Source organism: Variovorax sp. P4_B11 (genome assembly GCF_056402355.1).
In genome coordinates, this window is sequence record NZ_JBFUHO010000001.1 from 113,808 (window position 1) to 131,282 (window position 17,475).

General features: G+C 63.8%; 15 protein-coding genes and 1 tRNA gene. 14 read left to right on the forward strand and 2 right to left on the reverse strand.

Annotation, left to right across the window (positions count from 1 at the left end; translation table 11 throughout):
* Positions 1–16: 16 nt before the first annotated feature.
* From AC1DYD_RS00625 to AC1DYD_RS00675, 11 genes are all read left to right on the forward strand, one after another.
* Positions 17–772, forward strand: coding sequence for a cytochrome c1 (locus tag AC1DYD_RS00625; protein WP_478170813.1), 756 nt, complete (start codon positions 17–19; stop codon positions 770–772).
* A 91-nt stretch (positions 773–863) separates the two neighbouring features.
* Positions 864–1,475: a glutathione S-transferase N-terminal domain-containing protein gene (locus AC1DYD_RS00630; RefSeq protein WP_158722427.1), complete on the forward strand. Its 612-nt coding sequence runs from the start codon at positions 864–866 to the stop codon at positions 1,473–1,475.
* 19 nt (positions 1,476–1,494) lie between these two features.
* The gene (locus AC1DYD_RS00635; protein ID WP_478170814.1) at positions 1,495–2,055 is read left to right on the forward strand and encodes a ClpXP protease specificity-enhancing factor; all 561 of its coding nucleotides are present in this window, start codon (positions 1,495–1,497) and stop codon (positions 2,053–2,055) included.
* Between the two features lie 38 nt (positions 2,056–2,093).
* Positions 2,094–2,169 (forward strand) — tRNA-Thr (locus AC1DYD_RS00640).
* A 174-nt stretch (positions 2,170–2,343) separates the two neighbouring features.
* Entirely contained in the window at positions 2,344–3,555 is a 1,212-nt protein-coding gene (locus AC1DYD_RS00645) for a tyrosine-type recombinase/integrase (RefSeq protein WP_478170815.1), read from the forward strand.
* 413 nt (positions 3,556–3,968) lie between these two features.
* The gene (locus AC1DYD_RS00650) at positions 3,969–4,313 is read left to right on the forward strand and encodes a helix-turn-helix transcriptional regulator (RefSeq protein WP_478170816.1); all 345 of its coding nucleotides are present in this window, start codon (positions 3,969–3,971) and stop codon (positions 4,311–4,313) included.
* A gap of 166 nt (positions 4,314–4,479) precedes the next feature.
* Positions 4,480–4,719, forward strand: a complete 240-nt coding sequence (locus tag AC1DYD_RS00655) for a helix-turn-helix transcriptional regulator (RefSeq protein ID WP_478170817.1) — start codon at positions 4,480–4,482, stop codon at positions 4,717–4,719.
* Between the two features lie 494 nt (positions 4,720–5,213).
* Positions 5,214–7,748 (forward strand): DUF5906 domain-containing protein, encoded by a 2,535-nt coding sequence (locus AC1DYD_RS00660; RefSeq protein ID WP_478170818.1) that lies wholly within the window; start codon positions 5,214–5,216, stop codon positions 7,746–7,748.
* A 548-nt stretch (positions 7,749–8,296) separates the two neighbouring features.
* Positions 8,297–8,641 (forward strand): hypothetical protein, encoded by a 345-nt coding sequence (locus AC1DYD_RS00665; protein ID WP_478170819.1) that lies wholly within the window; start codon positions 8,297–8,299, stop codon positions 8,639–8,641.
* Positions 8,638–9,285 (forward strand): NUDIX domain-containing protein, encoded by a 648-nt coding sequence (locus AC1DYD_RS00670; protein ID WP_478170820.1) that lies wholly within the window; start codon positions 8,638–8,640, stop codon positions 9,283–9,285. Before AC1DYD_RS00665 ends, AC1DYD_RS00670 begins: the two co-directional genes overlap by 4 nt.
* Positions 9,286–9,293: 8 nt before the next feature.
* A complete protein-coding gene (locus AC1DYD_RS00675) occupies positions 9,294–9,656 on the forward strand; it encodes a hypothetical protein (protein WP_478170821.1) in 363 nt (120 codons plus the stop codon).
* 48 nt (positions 9,657–9,704) lie between these two features.
* Here the strand turns inward: AC1DYD_RS00675 and AC1DYD_RS00680 are convergent, their stop codons facing one another.
* Positions 9,705–10,133 (reverse strand): hypothetical protein, encoded by a 429-nt coding sequence (locus AC1DYD_RS00680; protein ID WP_478170822.1) that lies wholly within the window; start codon positions 10,131–10,133, stop codon positions 9,705–9,707.
* Positions 10,134–10,172: 39 nt separating this feature from the next.
* Positions 10,173–10,766 carry a recombinase family protein gene (locus tag AC1DYD_RS00685; protein WP_478170823.1) on the reverse strand — a complete coding sequence of 198 codons (594 nt, stop codon included), beginning with the start codon at positions 10,764–10,766 and terminating at the stop codon, positions 10,173–10,175.
* Between the two features lie 218 nt (positions 10,767–10,984).
* Between AC1DYD_RS00685 and AC1DYD_RS00690 the strand changes: the two genes are divergently transcribed.
* Genes AC1DYD_RS00690 through AC1DYD_RS00700 form a run of 3 tightly spaced genes read left to right on the forward strand, consistent with a single transcriptional unit; the run spans position 10,985 to position 17,377 of the window.
* The gene (locus AC1DYD_RS00690; protein ID WP_478170824.1) at positions 10,985–12,919 is read left to right on the forward strand and encodes a type I restriction-modification system subunit M; all 1,935 of its coding nucleotides are present in this window, start codon (positions 10,985–10,987) and stop codon (positions 12,917–12,919) included.
* Positions 12,909–14,192: a restriction endonuclease subunit S domain-containing protein gene (locus tag AC1DYD_RS00695; RefSeq protein WP_478170825.1), complete on the forward strand. Its 1,284-nt coding sequence runs from the start codon at positions 12,909–12,911 to the stop codon at positions 14,190–14,192. Before AC1DYD_RS00690 ends, AC1DYD_RS00695 begins: the two co-directional genes overlap by 11 nt.
* Positions 14,189–17,377: a type I restriction endonuclease subunit R gene (locus AC1DYD_RS00700; RefSeq protein WP_478170826.1), complete on the forward strand. Its 3,189-nt coding sequence runs from the start codon at positions 14,189–14,191 to the stop codon at positions 17,375–17,377. Before AC1DYD_RS00695 ends, AC1DYD_RS00700 begins: the two co-directional genes overlap by 4 nt.
* Positions 17,378–17,475 lie beyond the last annotated feature (98 nt).

A 17,475-nucleotide genomic window follows, 5' to 3' on the forward strand; every position in this document is an offset into this window, starting at 1 on the left:
CCGGGAGACAACAAGAATGAAGAAACTGATCCTCACGTTGATCGCAGCGCTCGGCATCGTCACCGGCGCGCAGGCTGCCGAAGGCGGCCTGGCCTGGGACAAGGCACCGAACCGCACCACCGACCTGGCGGCGCTGCAAAACGGCGCCAAGCTGTTCGTCAACTACTGCCTCAGCTGCCACTCGGCGTCGTACATGCGCTTCAACCGGCTGCAGGACCTCGGCATCTCTGAGCAGCAGATCAAGGACAACCTCCTGTTCACGACCGACAAGATCGGCGAGACCATGAAGGTCAACTTGGACCCGCACCAGGCCAAGGAATGGTTCGGCACGGTGCCGCCCGACCTGACCCTGGTGGCGCGCTCGCGTGCCGGCCACGGCGGCACCGGCGCCGACTACCTGTACACCTACCTGCGCACCTTCTACCGCGACGACACCAAGGCCACCGGCTGGAACAACCTCGCGTTCCCGGCCGTGGCGATGCCGCACGTGATGTGGGAGCTGCAGGGCGAGCGCCGGCCGGTCTTCGAGAAGGTCGAAGCCCACGGCCATGAGACCGAGATCTTCAAGGGCTGGGAGCAAGTGAAGCCCGGCACCATGACGCCGATGCAGTTCGACCAGAACATGGGCGACCTCGTGAGCTTCCTGCAATGGATGGCCGAGCCGACGCAGAACACCCGCGTCCGCGTCGGTGTCTGGGTGCTGCTGTTCCTGGTCATGGCGGTGGTTTTCACGTGGCGCCTGAATGCCTCGTACTGGAAAGACGTCAAGTAGTACCACGCCGATCCGGTGCCTCGCGCGCCGGGTCCCGCAGAGTGGGTTGCCCAAGCGACCCACTCTTTTTGATTTTTAGGAGTCTTTCGCCATGATGGTCCTGTATTCTGGAACGACCTGCCCCTTTTCCCACCGCTGCCGCTTCGTGCTGTTCGAGAAGGGCATGGATTTCGAGATTCGCGACGTCGATCTCTACAACAAGCCCGAAGACATCAACGTGATGAACCCGTACGGGCAGGTGCCGATCCTGGTCGAGCGCGACCTGATCCTGTACGAGTCGAACATCATCAACGAGTACATCGACGAGCGCTTCCCGCATCCGCAGCTGATGCCCGGCGATCCGGTCGACCGCGCCCGCGTGCGCCTGTTCCTGCTCAACTTCGAGAAGGAACTCTTCGTGCACGTCTCGACGCTCGAGAACCGCACCACCAAGGGCAACGAGAAGGCGATCGAGAAAGCGCGCTCGCACATCCGCGACCGCCTGACGCAGCTGGCCCCGGTGTTCCTCAAGAACAAGTACATGCTGGGCGACAACTTCTCGATGCTCGACGTCGCGATCGCGCCGCTGCTGTGGCGCCTCGACTACTACGGCATCGACCTCAGCAAGAACGCGGCCCCGCTGTTGAAGTACGCCGAGCGCATCTTCTCGCGTCCGGCCTACATCGAGGCGCTGACGCCGTCCGAAAAGGTCATGCGCAAGTGAGTCGCTGGCGCCGTCGCACATGATCAACGCGCTCGAATCGTCATCCACCCGCCCGTACCTGATCCGGGCGCTGTATGAATGGTGCACGGACAACGGCTTCACGCCGTATGTCGCGGTGCAGGTCGACGATACGGTGCAGGTGCCGCGCGAGTACGTCAAGAACGGCGAGATCGTGCTGAACATCAGCTTCGACGCCACCAGCTCGCTCAAGCTCGGCAACGACTTCATCGAGTTCAAGGCCCGCTTCGCCGGCACGGCGCGCGAGATCAGCGTGCCGGTCGGCCGCGTGATCGCGATCTACGCGCGCGAGAACGGCCAGGGCATGGCGTTTCCGGCGCCAGCGCTCGCGCCGGGCGATGGCAGTGCCGCACCAGCGGCATCGACCACTTCGACCCGGACGCCACTGCGCGACGCGTCGCGCGGGACCGAGGGCGATGCGGGCAAGATCGTTCACTTGGTGCCCGGCGAGGACGCCGCGGAGCCTGCCGAGACCACCGGTGCAGACACCGAAAAGCCGGAAGACCCACCGCGTCCGCCGGCAGGTGGTGGCGCTCGTCCCTCGCTCAAGCGGATCAAGTGAACTCCGGGCCGCGCCCGCGACGTTAAAATTCAAAGCACGCCGCTTTAGCTCAATTGGTAGAGCACCCGCCTTGTAAGCGGAAGGTCGTCAGTTCGATTCCGACAAGCGGCACCATTTCATTGTCTATCCAGCGGTCCTGGAGCTTCAAAAACCCGCTCGCTTCATAGGCGCAGCGGGTTTTTCTTTGTGTGCCGCGCGGTCAGCTTGTACGCTGCACGACCATGCGAAATGCCGGCATTTTTGTTGGTATTCCTAGAATGCGGGTTTCAGGTACCAACAAAGGCACAAATGAAGCTCAACGACACCCGCGTCAGGCAGTTGAAACATGCGGGCGCCCCCACCGGGGAAAAGTACGCCGACGGGGCCGGGATGTACCTCCATGTGACGGCGACCGGCAAGTATTGGCGGCTCAGCTATCGGTTCGCAGGCAAGCAGAAGACCCTCGCGCTCGGCGTCTACCCGGATGTGGGGCTCGCCAAGGCTCGCGAGCGGCGTGCCGATGCGCGGGCGTTGCTGGCGAGCGGCACTGATCCTGGCGTCGCCAAGCGTGAGGAAAAGCAGGCCCGCGTCGAGGCTGCGAAAAGCGACTTCGCCGCTGTGGCCTCGGCCTGGATGCTCAAGACCGACGACAGCCGGAAGGCGGTCACCACGGAAAAGCTCAGCACGTGGCTGGCGAACGACGTCAATCCGTACATCGGCAAGCTGCCGATTGCCTCGATCACGCCCCAAGATGTGCTGGTGCGGGTTCTGCGCAAGATGGAAGCCCGCGACGCCCTCGACAGCGCGGCTCGCGTCAAGACGCTGATCGGCCAAGTGTTCCGGTACGCCGTGGCGACCGGGCAAGCCGAGCGCGACGTGACCGCCGACCTCAAGGGCGCCATCGCCACGCGCAAGAAGGTGCATCACGCCGCGATCACTGACCCGGAGGCGCTGGGCGGCCTGCTGCGCGCGATTGAGGGCTGGCCGGCACATCCGACCGTCCGCGCCGCGCTGCGGCTCGCGCCGTTGGTGTTCGTGCGGCCGGGCGAACTGCGCATGGCGGAATGGGCCGAGGTCGACCTTGATGCCGCGCTGTGGACCGTCCCTGGCGCCAAGACCAAGATGAAGCGCGACCTCGTGGTGCCGCTCACCGCGCAGGCCCTGAAAATCCTGCGCGAGCAGCACGCGCTCACGGGGGAGGGCACTCACGTCTTCCCCTCGATCCGCGCCGGCAAGCTGCCCATGTCGGACGGCACGATCAACGCCGCGCTGCGGTCGATGGGCTACGACTCGACGGTCCATGTCGCGCATGGCTTCCGCGCTACCGCCCGCACGCTGCTCGATGAGGTCCTGGGCGAGCGGCCTGATCTGATCGAAGCCCAACTGGGCCACGTGGTGCATGGGCCGCTCGGCCGCACGTACAACCGCTCGCAGCACCTGCCAGCGCGCATCGCGATGATGCAGCGGTGGGCCGACTACCTCGACGGCCTGCGCAGCGCCACGGCGGCCAGCGCTGCGTGATCGCGGGCAGGGTGAGGCCTGGGGTGCACCACGGCTGTTCGGCGGCTCTGGCGCCCTTCCAGGGCTGAGCGAGAGGCGTCGCTCTGGCGCAACGCCCGCGCGAATATTTTTCGGGGGCGAAAACTCCTTGCAAGACAACGACTTGTTGTATTCGTGCATCAAATTTGATGCACGTTGCCCCTGAAACAACGAAAGCACTTGCGCCGTTCGGGCGAGTTTCATAGGGGCGCCGAGCTACGATGGGGCCGCTCCGCAAACAAACAGAGCCCATTTGATCAGGTGTCTCACCACCGAATCATGGGCTCCGTCTGCGGCAAGCACCGCAGTGGATGCCTCAACAAATTTGCTGGATGTTGTGAGCGCATTTTAGAGCCCAGAAGGCTGCTGCGGCAACTTTGAATCTTGGGCTCACCATGACCGCTATCACGAAGAAGAAGCCGGCGCCTGCCGCCGGTACCCCCGAACCGAAAGCCGGCAAGACCTCCCACCTGTGGAAGGCCTCTGCTGCTGCCCGGAAGGCGCGCGCCGCCGCGCGAAAGGCCGAGCCGACCTCTGATGTGCTGGCGACGAAGCCAGCGCGCCCCAAAGCGCCGCTTGCCGACCGCCGCCTGCTCACCATCAAGAGCACCTGTGAGGCGCTCGACTGCTGCCGCACCACGGTGCTGCGCTTGATCAAGGTCGGGAAGCTTCGCATGGTCTACCTCGGCCCGCGCGCCGTGCGGGTCGTAGCCGCCGACGTCGACGCGCTGCTCGGCTGATCCGGCCGGCCTCGCACCAGCCCTGTATCCCTCACGAGCATGGGCCCCAGCCTGGGGCTTGTGACCGCCTGCGCGCGCCTGGTTAATTTGCTGGCAATTGCCGGCAAGTGGACACGCGGGCCTGTCGTGACGGAACGATTGATCGGTCGAATCGAAGGAGCACTTGATGCCAAACCCGAACCCCGCTGTGAACGCCGAGCCCCCCGTCGCTGAAACCAGCGACCTCCGGCTCATCAGCAAGCCGGCGCTCTGCGCGCTCTTTGGTGGCGTGTCGCCGCGCTATATCGACGCGCTCGTGAAGGCCCGTCGCCTTGGCGCGCCGATCAAGCTCAGCCCCAAGGTGTCGCGCTTTCGACTGGCCGACGTCAGTCGCTTCCTGGCCGAACAGGAGAGCGCCGCCTCCTGAAACGGAAAAAGCCTGCCCGGCGCAAACCGGACAGGCCTTCCTTGAATGCTTGCAGCCCCAAGCGACAAGCGCCCACACCAGAGCGCATTTTCGCGTCCCGGATTCCCGGCTGCAAGCGACCCCTCGATTTTTCTCGACGGATTGCAAGATGCACAGCAATACTGCCCCCCTCGCGCTGCCCTCGGCGCACTTCCCGATTCTCCGCCGCTCGCCCGTTGCGCCGGCGCAGGCCCACGGCGCCCCCACGCGCCGCGCTGGCTGCCCGAGCCTCTCTACCCCCTTGGCGAGTGTCTGCGCGGCTGCACGCCGCCCTGGTGCGGTCTTGGCGGCCCGGATCGATGACGGCGCCGCCCAGGTGCGCACCGGGCCCTGCGGCGCGCCGCCGGACTGCAGCGCCCCGCCGCGCCCGCTGGTGCCGCCGCGCTGGCGCTGGCATGGCCCAGGTGGAGGCCACAGGCCTCGCGCGGTGTTCGTCATCGATGGGGGGGTGAACCATGGCAACTGAAACCGAAGCCCGCGTTCGCGCGGTCCTCTCGTACATCAGCCCGAATTGCGACCGCTACACCTGGGCCGAAGTGATCTGCCCGGGCATCAAGAATGCCCTCGGCGACGCCGGAAGCGGCGCATGGCACGACTGGTCAAGCCAGGGCGACTCCTACAACCAATCCGAAGCCGAGGCCGTGTGGCGCTCATGGTCTGCGATGGGCAAGCGCACGTTCGCTTCGGTCGTCGCGATCGCGAAGCAGGACGGCTACAAGCCGGGCAAGTACGTGCCCCCGACGCCCGAGCAGAGGGCTGCGCTCGACGCGAAGGCGCGCGAAGCGGCTAAGGTGCAGGCGATCGAGAAGCAAGCGAAGGCCGACAAGGCGCGCAAGGAATGCCAGGAGATTTGGGCCGAAGCCGAGGGCCGGGAAGCCACTGGCGATCACCCGTACCTCAAGAAGAAGGGGATCGAGCCCCATGGGACGCGCACCCTCGCGAAGTGGACGCGGCGCTTCAAAAAAGATGGCGTGTGGCATTCCGAGGAACACGAAAACGTGCTGCTGGTGCCGATTCTCGATCTCAAGGGCGTACTCCATGGGCTGCAGTACATCACCGAACAGGGCGACAAGTTTCATCACCATGGCATCGCGAAGCAGGGCCATTTCTCGCCGATCAAGGGCACGGGCGAAGTGAAGGGCTATGTGTTGGAGGAAGGGTTCGCAACCGGCGCCTCGACGAACGAGACGATCGGTCGCTCGGTGCTGGTCTGCTTCGACGCGAGCAACATCATGGAGGTCGCTCGCCAGCTTCACGAGGCCGGCCAGTCCGATATGACCACGATCGGCGCCGACAACGACACCAAATCGGAAGCCGAGGGGAAGGGAAACAGGGGCATGTGCGTCGCGTTCGAAGCCGGGCACCTGTTCAACATGAAGGTCGCGTTCCCGCCGACGGGTGGCGACTTCAATGATCTGGTGGTGCAGGCCCGGGAAAAGGGGCAACCAAAAGAAGTCATCGACGCCGTGGTGCAGGGGCTGTTCGATGACGCCAAGGTGCCGAAGGGGCCCTACTTGCCGTCCCTGGCGCAGGCCGTCGTGGCGCCAACGCAGGCGAAGGGTGAGGGGCGGGCGACAAAGGCCACCGCACGGGCGCCCGTGTTGACTGCGGTCGCTTCGGCCTCGAAGGAGGCATGCGAGGCGGAACCAGGCGATGCGGTAGAAGAACTCAATCAGCAGCATGCGCTCACGATGGTGGGCGACAAGGTGGTCGTCCTGCGCGAAACGATCGGCGAACGCGGCGACAAGGAACTGCTGTACCTGTCGATCAGCGCCTTCAAGGCGTGGTACTCGAACCAGTCCGTTCCGGTGGAAACCACGAACGGCGAGGGGGCCAAGACCACCAAGTACCACCAGAAGGCCGATCTGTGGATCAAGTCGCCGAAGCGCCGTCAGTTCGAAGGGGTCACTTTCGCTCCAGGCGGCAACGCGCCGGCCAGCCACTACAACCTGTGGGCTGGCTACGCCGTCGAGCCGCTCGACTGCAGCTTGCTCTGGGCGGCCATGAAGTGCCGGCGCCTGCTTTCGCACATGAAGTACAACCTGTGCGGCGGCAACTGCGCTCACTTTCGTTACCTGCTCGCCTGGGCGGCCGACATGCTGCAGAGCCCCGACTCCAAGAAGGGCGTCGCGCTGGTCATGCGCGGCAAGAAAGGGACCGGCAAATCAACGTTCGCAGACGCGCTCAAGTTCCTGCTCGGCCGGCATGCGATCAAGGTTGCGCACATGCGCCACCTGACCGGCAACTTCAACCGCCATCTTGCCGACAAGCTGCTCATCGTCGCGGAGGAGTCGTTCTGGGCCGGCGACAAGGGCGACGAGGGTCCGCTCAAGGACATGATCACCAGCCCGACCCTCACCGTGGAAGCGAAGGGCATCGACGCGGTCGAAATGCGGTCGCTGTGCCGCGTGATGATGATCACCAACAACGATTGGGCTGTGCCGGCCAGCACCGACGAGCGCCGCTACTTCGTGCTGGACGTCGGCGATCGCCGTCGGCAGGACTTCAAGTACTTCGCGGCGATCGAAGATCAGCTTGCCGGCGGCGGTCTGCGCGCCCTGCTCACGTTGCTGCTGAATTTGCCGCTTGGTGCGGTCAACCTGCGCGCGGTGCCCGAGACTGGTGCGCTTCGGAAGCAGCGCTCGCTCAGTCTGGATCCGCACGACCAGTTCGCCTACGACGCGATCGCCGACGGCGTGCTGCTGGGCCGGGAGTGGATCGGGGAAATCGAAGTCGAAAAGGACGCCCTGTATGACGACTACATCGAGTCAGCGCGAAAGCGGGGCAAGATGCATTTGCTGACCAAGGCAGTCTTCGCGAAGAAGTTCATGGGGGCCACCGGCGCCAAAGCTACTCGGCTCCGGAAAGGGGTCATGCGGGTGCAGGCGTACCGGATGCACTGCCGCAAGGATGCTGCCGAGGTGTTCGCCGCGCAGCTCGGGGTGGATGTTGAATTTTCCGATGACGGGCCTGTGGGCGGCCCGTTCTAGTAGGCCAAGCGCTGTCAGGGTCCCGGCTTCGAGCCGGGATTTTTTACGCTGGGGGTCATGGTCAGGCTGCGACCCCTGGCCACCGGGGGACCCCTGGCCGGGAAATTCCCTTATAAATCAAGGCCCGGTCAGGGTATCCAGTGTGGCCGGGGTTCTTTTGTCGAAGTCGCTATACAGAAATTCCGCCGCCTCGCGCAGGTCCTCTTGGCTCGGTTCCAGGGCGCCACACCTCATCGATTCAGCGGCGGCGCCTCCGACAAATTTACCAACTTCCTTTTTTACTATGACTACTCTGACCACCCTGACCAAGTATTGAAAAAGTGTTGAAAACAGAGGAGTTTTTGTGGTCAGGGGTCCCGCAAGAAGGCCTGACCGGCCCTGACCGGACTTGAAAGGTGCGAGTGCGGTGGCTGCGAACGGCATCGCGCCGTCGAACCCACGCCCGCGACCACGGCCGGCCGCGCTCTTAAAAAAAGCGCGCGCGACCCGAAGTCCCAAACGACGGTAGAGTGCCGACCCCGCCGCGGTGGCGGTCAAGGAGAAGAATAATGTGGGTGATCATGCCAACCGGCGGTTTTCTGTCCGCCGTGCGCAAACCGGAAGATGAGGGGGCGGGCACGCTGACGATCCGGGCTCGGGTCAAGGCTGACCTGATCGAACTGCGCGAGCACTATCTGCCGGGCCTTGGTGTGATCCAGGCGGGCGGCGGCACCGACTACGGCTTTCGGGCGTCTGCGAAGGCCGAGGATTTTGCGGATGCCATGGCGGCCATGGCGCGAGCGGTGACCTATTCGAACTTCAAGGATGAAGTCGCGCGAGTCAAGGGCTCAGGTCGCGCTCGGACCTACCACACCGTCTGGTCCGTCCTCTTGAAGCTGCAGCAACGCGCGTGACCCTCTGGCACCCGCGCCTTGACGACGCCGGCAAGCCGGTCGCGATCCACAAGCCGCACGCGCCGTCGCCGCTCGCGGCCTGGGGCGATGCCTTGGCAGTTGCGATCGCGGTCCCTGGCGGGCCGCTGCCGGCCGTGCTGAACGGCATCGCCCTGGCGCCCTGGCGCGATGCGCCGCCCAGCGCCGACGGATGGGAGGCGATCGCGGCCACGATGCCGATCGTTGAGCCGCCCTTCGACTGCCTGGATGGCCTCAAGCCGGCGGCCGGCGCCCTGGTCGTCGAGTCCGATGGGCGCGCATGGTGCGTCGCCCCGACCGGTGGCTTCGGCGGTCACGAGTTCACGCTGCCGAAGGGCCGCATCGATGGCCGCAGCCTCGCCGCGACGGCGCTGGTCGAGGTGTTCGAGGAAAGTGGGCTGCACCCGCGCCTGCTCTCGTTCCTATGCGACGTGCCGCGCAAAGAGACCTACACCCGCTTCTTCCTGGCCGAGCGCGTTGGCGGATCGCCGGCCGACTTGACCTGGGAGTCGCAGGCCGCCGTCCTGGCGCCGCTGGCCGACCTCCGCGCCATGCTGACGCACCCCGGCGATCAGGCGGTGCTCGATGCCTTCCACGCGTCTGGAAATGAATTGCTCAACAAATGAACAGGAACATGAACATGAAAACCCTCGCAATCGGGACGTTGCTGGCGCTTGCCGCCTGCCCATCATTCGCCCAAGTTTTCGCTTTCAGCGCAGCGGACGGTAGAGGTATGCCGGCGGTCGAGCTTTCCAGGGCGCCGTGCCTTGGCGGCACAAAGTTTCAAGACGGGCGCGCGTTCATTCATGCCAACCTCTCCGGCGAGATCATCCATGCATGCTGGCAGCGCAGCTCGAAGACGGGCTACATATCTGTGTGCGAGAAGGAGAACAATGATCCGAATGCCCTTCGGATCAGGGCACCCTCATTCTGCTTGGTGATGTCTCCAGAGCGATTCTTGGATGCATCAACGGTGCCGCAACGCGCGCAGTTCTGAAAGGGCGTTCGGCGACCTCGAGGTCCCTGGTGCCGGCGGGGCGTCTGGCTAAAGGCCAGCGTCTCTGCAAGCCTGAGCCTGGTCTTGAAACGAGCAAACTCTTTCGACTACGTCGCCGCCCACGTCTTCCCACCTGTTGCGGCAGCTCTGCCTAGACTGGTCGAGGTCCCTGCAGCCCCGTTCGAACATCGATTGTCGGTCCCGGCGTTCTTGTGCCTCTTCGTACCGATGCATGCCAAGGGAGACGAAAACGACGAGCGCCACCAGCCCGACCGCGATGGTCAGACCCCTCAGCCACCAGCGCCTGATAAATTCTCCGACGCCGACTAGCGTGTTGCCTGTCACCGAAGCTGCTGCGCCTGCAAATCCTACAGCTAGCGTCTTGCGCTGGCGTCGGGCTAGGGCCTCCTCTAGGTCCAGCCTCGCTTTGGCTAGCTGAATGCGCTTCAGTTCCCTGTCCAACTCCTCATCGTCCATGTCACCCTTTCGTTGTAACGTTAAGTTTACGGGGTATGGTCACGACGATTGCGTCGTTGCGGCCGCGTCCCGGCAGCGCATGACGGTGGCGCGGCTGGTCTTCAAGGCGCGGGCCACGGCGGCCACTGCTTCGCCCGCTGCAAGGCGATTGAGCGCTTCCTGAGCTTGGGCCTGGGTGAGGGCGCGCGGGCGTCCCAGGGCCTTGCCCTCTGCCTTGGCGCGCGCCAGCCCGCTCTGAGTGCGCTCGACAAGCAGGTCGCGCTCGAACTCGGCAACGGCCGCGATCACGCCCATGGTCATCTTGCCGGCGGGGCTGGTGAGGTCGACGCCCCCCAATGCGAGGCAGTGCACCCGGACGCCCATGCCGGCCAGGGCTTCAACCGTGGCGCGGACGTCCATCGCATTGCGCCCCAGGCGGTCGAGCTTCGTGACCACCAGCACGTCGCCGGCCTCCAACTTGGTCATCAGCTTGCCAAACTCTATGCGCTCAATGGCCGGTACGCTGCCAGAAACGGTTTCAGCAATGGCGCGGGTCGGCAGTACGTCGAATCCGGCCGCTGCGACCTCCTGAACTTGATTGGCGGTCGTTTGATCCGCAGTGCTCACGCGGCAGTAGGCAAAAACGCGGGTCATCGTGCTCCTTGGGTGACCGAAAAAGGCGACCGGACGATACCCATGACCAAAGCCCCAGTCCACTGCTATCTGAACATGCCGGCGCCGGATGACCACACTCGCTCGTTTTCGGGCGGCCGTGGCTGGAGCACGGGAGCCGTCGAGGCGCGTGGGTCCGTGCGATAGTTCGCGGCCGGCGCGGACGCGCCGTTGAGCTCGCAGTCGAAAATCGCCAAACCATGAATCAACAGAACCTAGCCGACTTCATCTGGAACGTCGCCGACGCCTTGCGCGGCCCGTTCAAACCTTCGCTGTACGGCCGCATCATCCTGCCCTTCACGGTGCTGCGTCGCCTGGAGTGCGTGCTAGAGCCCACCCGCGAGGCCGTTCTCGAACGTCACACCTCTCTGCTCGGTTCGGGTGTGGACCTCGATCTCGTGTTGCCCGCCGTCGCCGCCGCGCCCTTCTACAACACCAGCCAGTACACGCTGGCCACGCTCGGCTCGACGAGCACGCGCGCCAACTTGGAAGAGTACCTTTCGCGCTTCTCGGCCAATGCGCGCCAAATTTTTGACCATTTCGGCTTCGAAAACTGGTTGGTCAAGCTGGAGGAGGCGAACCTGCTGTACCTGGTCACGCAGAAGTTCGCCGCCATCGACCTGCATCCGACGCGCCTGTCCAACGCTGAGATGGGCCTGGCCTTCGAACACCTGATCCGCAAGTTCGCCGAGGCTGCCAATGATGATGCCGGGGAGTACTTCACCCCGCGCGACGTGGTGCGATTGGTCACCACGCTGGTTTTCGCTACTGACCATGAGGCATTAAACGGTGAGGGCGTGGTCCGCACCGTATACGACTGCGCCGCCGGCACAGGCGGCTTCCTGTCCTCGGCCATCGAACAGGTGGCCGAATGGAATCCAGCTGCGCGCATCGTTCCGTTCGCTCAAGAGTTGAATCCCGAGACATACGCCATCTGCGTGGCCGACAAGCTGATCCAGGGCTACGACGTCCGAAATCTGAAGCGCGGCAACACGCTGGACGATGATCAACTGCCCGGAGAGCGCTTCGACTATTGCCTTGCCAACCCGCCCTTTGGTGTGAAGTGGGAAATGGTACAGAAGGCCGTCAATGACGAGCGGAAAAACCTCGGCTACGCAGGCCGCTTTGGTCCCGGGCTGCCGCGCGTCGGCGACGGCTCGCTGCTGTTCCTGATGCATTTGCTGTCCAAGCGCAAGCCGGCGGAGCAGGGTGGCACGCGCATCGGCATCGTCTTGTCGGGTTCGCCGCTGTTCAACGGGGGTGCCGGCTCGGGCGAATCGGAGATCCGACGCTGGATACTGGAGAGCGACTGGCTGGAAGCCATCGTCGCGCTGCCCAGCGACCTGTTCTACAACACCGGCATCGGCACCTACGTGTGGGTGCTGTCGAACCACAAGGCGCCTGAGCGAAAGGGCAAAGTGCAGTTGATCGACGCGACTGGCCAGCACAGCCCGATGCGCAAGAGCCTGGGCAGCAAGCGCAAGTTCATCGTTCAAGTTCAAATCGACGAAATCGCCGGCGCGCAGGACGCGTTTGCCGAGAGCGAAACCAGCAAGGTGTTCGACACCACCGACTTTGGATATCGGCGGCTCACGATCGAGCGGCCACTGCGGTTGCGCTTCGCGGTGACCGAGGCGGCGCTGAATGCATATGCCGAAGCCAAGGGCGCGGACCATGTCGACCGTTTTGCCGCGCTGGTGGATGGCGACAGCTACGACACCCTAGACGCATTTCTTGCAGCCGCCAAAGTGAAGAAGCTGGCCAAGGGCACCCGCAAGGCGGTCCTCGACACTTTTGGCACGCGCGATCCGGCAGCGCAGCCCGTGGAGGACGCCGACGGCGCGCTCATGGCCGATCCCGAACTGCGCGAGTTCGAGAGCGTGCCGCTCAAACGGGACATCCGAGACTACTTCGCTCGCGAGGTGCTGCCTCACGTGGCGGACGCATGGATTGACGAAAGCAAGAAGGATGAGAAGGACGGGCTGGTCGGTGTCGTCGGGTACGAAATCAACTTCAATCGTTACTTCTATAGGTACGTGCCGCCCCGGCCACTTGAGGAGATCGACGCGGAGTTGAAGGCGGTCGAAGCGGAGATTGCGGGGTTGCTGGGTGAGGTGACTGACAATGCATTTTGATGAAGTCCGCCTCGACCGCGTATTTCGCGAAGTAAAAGAGTTGGTGCCACTCGACGGAATCGAACTCTTGACGCCTAGCGTCGTGCACGGTGTCGTTCCGCAATCCTCGCTTGAGAGTCGGCCGCAGCAAGCCCTTCGTGACAGTTATCTCGTTAGCCCGGCCATTCGCGACGACTTTGTCATTTCCATGAGCAGCCACGCTCACGGGTTGGAGTGGTGCGGCATGGCGGGTGGGATCAGCCCTGACTACACGCTGCTCCGGCCTATTTGCGATCGGCGGCTGATTCCGTTCCTGAGGTACGCGCTCAAGTGTGGACCGGTTGTTCAGCAACTCTCCTTGTTCAAAACCGGCATCCGAATGGGGCTGCGATTGCAGTGGCACAAGGTCCGATACTGCACGATTGCCCTGCCCCCTGCCGAGTACGCGCTGCGCGTGGTACCACTTCTCGATCGGGAAACCGCCCGCATCGACGCGCTGATTAAGAGGAAGACCCTCTTCATCGACCTGCTCCGCGAGAAGCGGCAGGCTTTGACTACGCGGGCGGTGACGAGAGGTCTTGATCGGCGCGTGCCGATGCAGGATTCGGGGGTGGAGTGGTTAGGGCAGGTGCCGCAGGGTTGGAGGGTGGTCCGCCTCCGTTTCGCGATCGCCAAATTTGAGCAGGGTTGGAGCCCCGATTGCTTCGCCTATGCTGCGACGAAGGGCGAGTGGGGTGTGCTCAAAGCGGGTTGCGTCAATCGAGGCATCTTCGATCCGCTTGAGAATAAGGCGCTACCTCCATCCCTTGACCCGCGGCTCGACATCGAGGTACACGATGGTGACATCCTTATGTCTCGCGCAAGCGGCTCACCCGACCTCATCGGTTCGGTGGCACGCGCCACCGCGACGGAGGCGCGCTTGATGCTGTCAGACAAGACGTTCCGAATCAAGCTGGACCCAATGTGTGACCCCGACTTCTTCGCCATGGCCATGGGCTCGGGTCCGATGCGCGAGCAGATAAAGCTCTCGATCAGCGGAGCCGAAGGGTTGGCTAACAACCTTGCGCAAGCGAGCATCAAGGATTTCTTCTTGGCCTTGCCCTCGCTGGATGAACAGCGGGCGATTTGGGAATCGATCATGGCGGATTGCAATCGAACGGACTTGGTGTTGAGAAAAACAGAAGCAAGCCTCGCGCTCTTGAAGGAGCGTCGCGCCGCCCTGATCACTGCCGCCGTCACTGGCCAGATCGACGTTTTTGCTGATCAGCCGGCCGCAGAAATGGAGCCCGCGTGAGCAAGATTCATCACGAGTGCGAGTTGGAGCGTCACATCGTCGAAAAGCTGGCCGCAGGCGGCTGGCTAGTCGGCGAATCGGCCGCCTTCGACCGCGCGCGGGCGCTGTACGTCGAGGACGTCACCGGCTGGCTCCAGGACAGCCAACCTCAAGCTTGGGAAAAGCTGAAGAAGCTCAACGGCAGCAACGCCGAGGCCCTGGTGCTGGACCGCTTGGTCAAGACGCTGGAAGCGCCCGAGGGCGGCACCGTCAACGTGCTGCGCCGTGGTTTCGCAGTCGCCGGCGGTGGTCCGCTCGCCATGAGCCAAGCGCTGCCCGAGGACGACCGCAATTCCAGCGTGATCCAGCGCTACGCCGCCAACCGCCTGCGCGTGGTGCCCCAGCTCGTTTACTCGCTCGATACGGCCGATCGCATCGACCTCGTGTTTTTCGTCAACGGCCTGCCCGTGGCCACCGTCGAGCTGAAGACCGACTTCACGCAAAGCGTGGAGGCGGCGATGACGCAGTACCGCGACGACCGCCCGCCCAAAAGCGTCAAGACCGGCCGCGTCGAGCCCCTGCTGGCTTTCCGCCGCGGCGCGGTGGTGCACTTCGCGATGAGCGACACCGACATCCGCATGGCCACCAAGCTGTCCGGGTCAAGCACGTTCTTCCTGCCCTTCAATCGCGGCAATGACGGCGCCGCTGGCAACCCGCCGGACGTTGAAGGCAACTACCCGGTGTCGTACCTGTGGCAGCGGGTGCTGACGCGGGACAACTGGCTGCGCATCTTTCACCGCTTTGTGCTGCTGGAGCGGCTGCAAATCGAGGATGCGCAGGGCAAGCCGTACTGGCGCGAGACGATGATCTTTCCGCGTTATCACCAGTGGGAAGGCGTGACCGAGATGATCGACGCCGTGCGCATCGAGGGCGCCGGTCAGCCCTACTTGATCCAGCACAGCGCCGGTTCGGGCAAGACGAACACGATTTCATGGACGGCGCACGAACTGATCCGCGTGCGCCGGCCTGATGGCGAGCCGTACTTCCACAGCGTCATCGTCGTCACCGACCGCACTGTGCTCGACAAGCAGCTGCAGGATGCGATCGCGCAGATCGAGCATCAGACCGGCGTGGTCAGAGCGATCGACGGGGAAGCCTCTAGCCTGCCCAAAAGCCAGCAACTGGCGCAGGCCATGCTGGACGGCACGCCGATCATCGTGTGCACCTTGCAGACCTTTCCGCACGCGCAGAAGCTGATCCTGTCGGAACAAAGTCTGCGCGACCGCCGCTTCGCCGTGGTGATCGACGAAGCGCACAGCAGCACCGGCGGGAGCACCGCCGACGACCTGCGCTATGTTCTGACCGGTCAAAGCGAGGATGAGTGGGAGAAGATGAGCGTGAGCGAACGGCTGTCGGTTTGGCAGTCGTCGCGTCAGAGGCCGGGCAACGCGAGCTACTTCGGGTTTACCGCGACGCCCAAGCACAGCACCCTGAGCCTGTTCGGCCGGCCGCGTGACCCGAAGCAGCCTGCCAGCTTGGACAACCCACCGGTGCCCTTCCATACGTACACGATGCAACAGGCCATCGAGGAGGGGTTCATCCTTGACGTCCTGCGCAACTACACCAGCTACTCGACGGCTTTGCGCGTCGGGACGAAGTTCACCGAGGAAAGTGATCGCCGAGTGGACAAGAAGGGCGCAAGCCGGGCGCTGGCGCGCTGGCTGAGCCTGCATCCCACCAACATCGGGCAGAAGGTGCAGTTGATCGTGGAGCACTTTCGGGCGAACGTGGCGCTGCTGCTGAACGGTCAGGCCAAGGCGATGATCGTCACGCCCTCGCGTGCGGCGGCGGTGAAGTACCACCTGGAACTGCAACGTTACTGCCGGGTGCGAGGCTATGACGACGTACACCCGATGGTCGCCTTCTCGGGCGACGTGTCCAACGCCGATGCCAAAGAAGAAGGATTCGCCGACGACCACGGCTTCAACGAGATCAATTTGAACCCGGGGCTGAGGGGCCGCGAAATGCGCAAGGCATTCGACACTTCCGACTATCGGGTGATGATCGTCGCCAACAAGTTTCAGACCGGCTTCGACCAGCCCAAGCTGGTGGCGATGTACTTGGACAAGAAGGTGTCGGGCGTTGAAGCGGTGCAGACCCTGTCGCGCCTGAACCGCACCTATGCGGGCAAGGACAGGACCTACGTGATCGACTTCGCCAACGAGGCAAAGGAGGTTCTCGATGCTTTCAAGACCTTCTACCGCGACGCCAGGGTCTCGGATGTGCAGGACGCGAACATCGTCTACGACCTCAAGCAGAGGCTGGACGCGACGCTGCTGTACGAGACGGCCGAGGTGCGCGCGTTCGCCGAAGCCGTGGTCGATCCGCTGGTGACGCACCAGAAGCTGTTCAACCTCACGCAGGCGCCGGCGGATCGCTTCAACGCCAAACTGAAACAGCTGAATGGGGCCATCGACGCCTGGGAAATGGCGTGGCGTCAGGCCGACGAAGCCGGTGATGAGAAGGGCAAAATCAACGCCGATTCGCAGCGCGCCGAGTTGTCGAAGGAGCGCGACAAGCTGCTCATCTTCAGCGAGGGGCTTGGCAAATTCGTGCGCACCTATGAGTACGTCGCGCAACTGGTCGACTTCGGCGATCCGGCTTTGGAAGGTTTTGCCAGCTTCGCGCGGCTGCTGCGCAAACGGCTGAAGGGCTTGTCGGTCGAGCAGGTGGACCTGGGCGACCTGCGGCTGACCCACTTCAAACTCAAGGCCAAGGATGGCCTCGTAGGGGTCGGGGAGGAGGGTAAGGCGCCCATGCTGGCGCCCATCACCGACAACGGCCTGCGCGACGCAAAGGACCGCGAGAAGGCATTCCTGTCGCAATTGGTGAAGCGGCTAAACGACGCCTTCGGCAAGGAGATCAGCGATACCGATCAGGTGGCGTTCGCGGTGCACGTGTCGGAAAAGCTTCGCGGCGACGACGTTGTCATGGCACAGATTCAGAACAACCCGAAGGACCGTGCCATGAAAGCAAACCTGCCGGGGGCTGCCGTGGATGCGATCGTCTCGGCGATGAACACGCACAAAGACCTCGCGACGAAGCTGCTGAGCGACCAGGGAACGCGGACGGTGTTTCTCGACGTGGTGTATGAGATGCTGAGGCGACGGGATTCGGCAGGGATGTTCAATGCTGGGGCGGGCTGATGCTGGCGGTGGAGAAGCGCACTCATCGAGCGCCAACCTAGCTGCTCGTCGCGGCGGTAGCAAAGAGATTCTGGCCGATATATTTATGGGTTAACCGG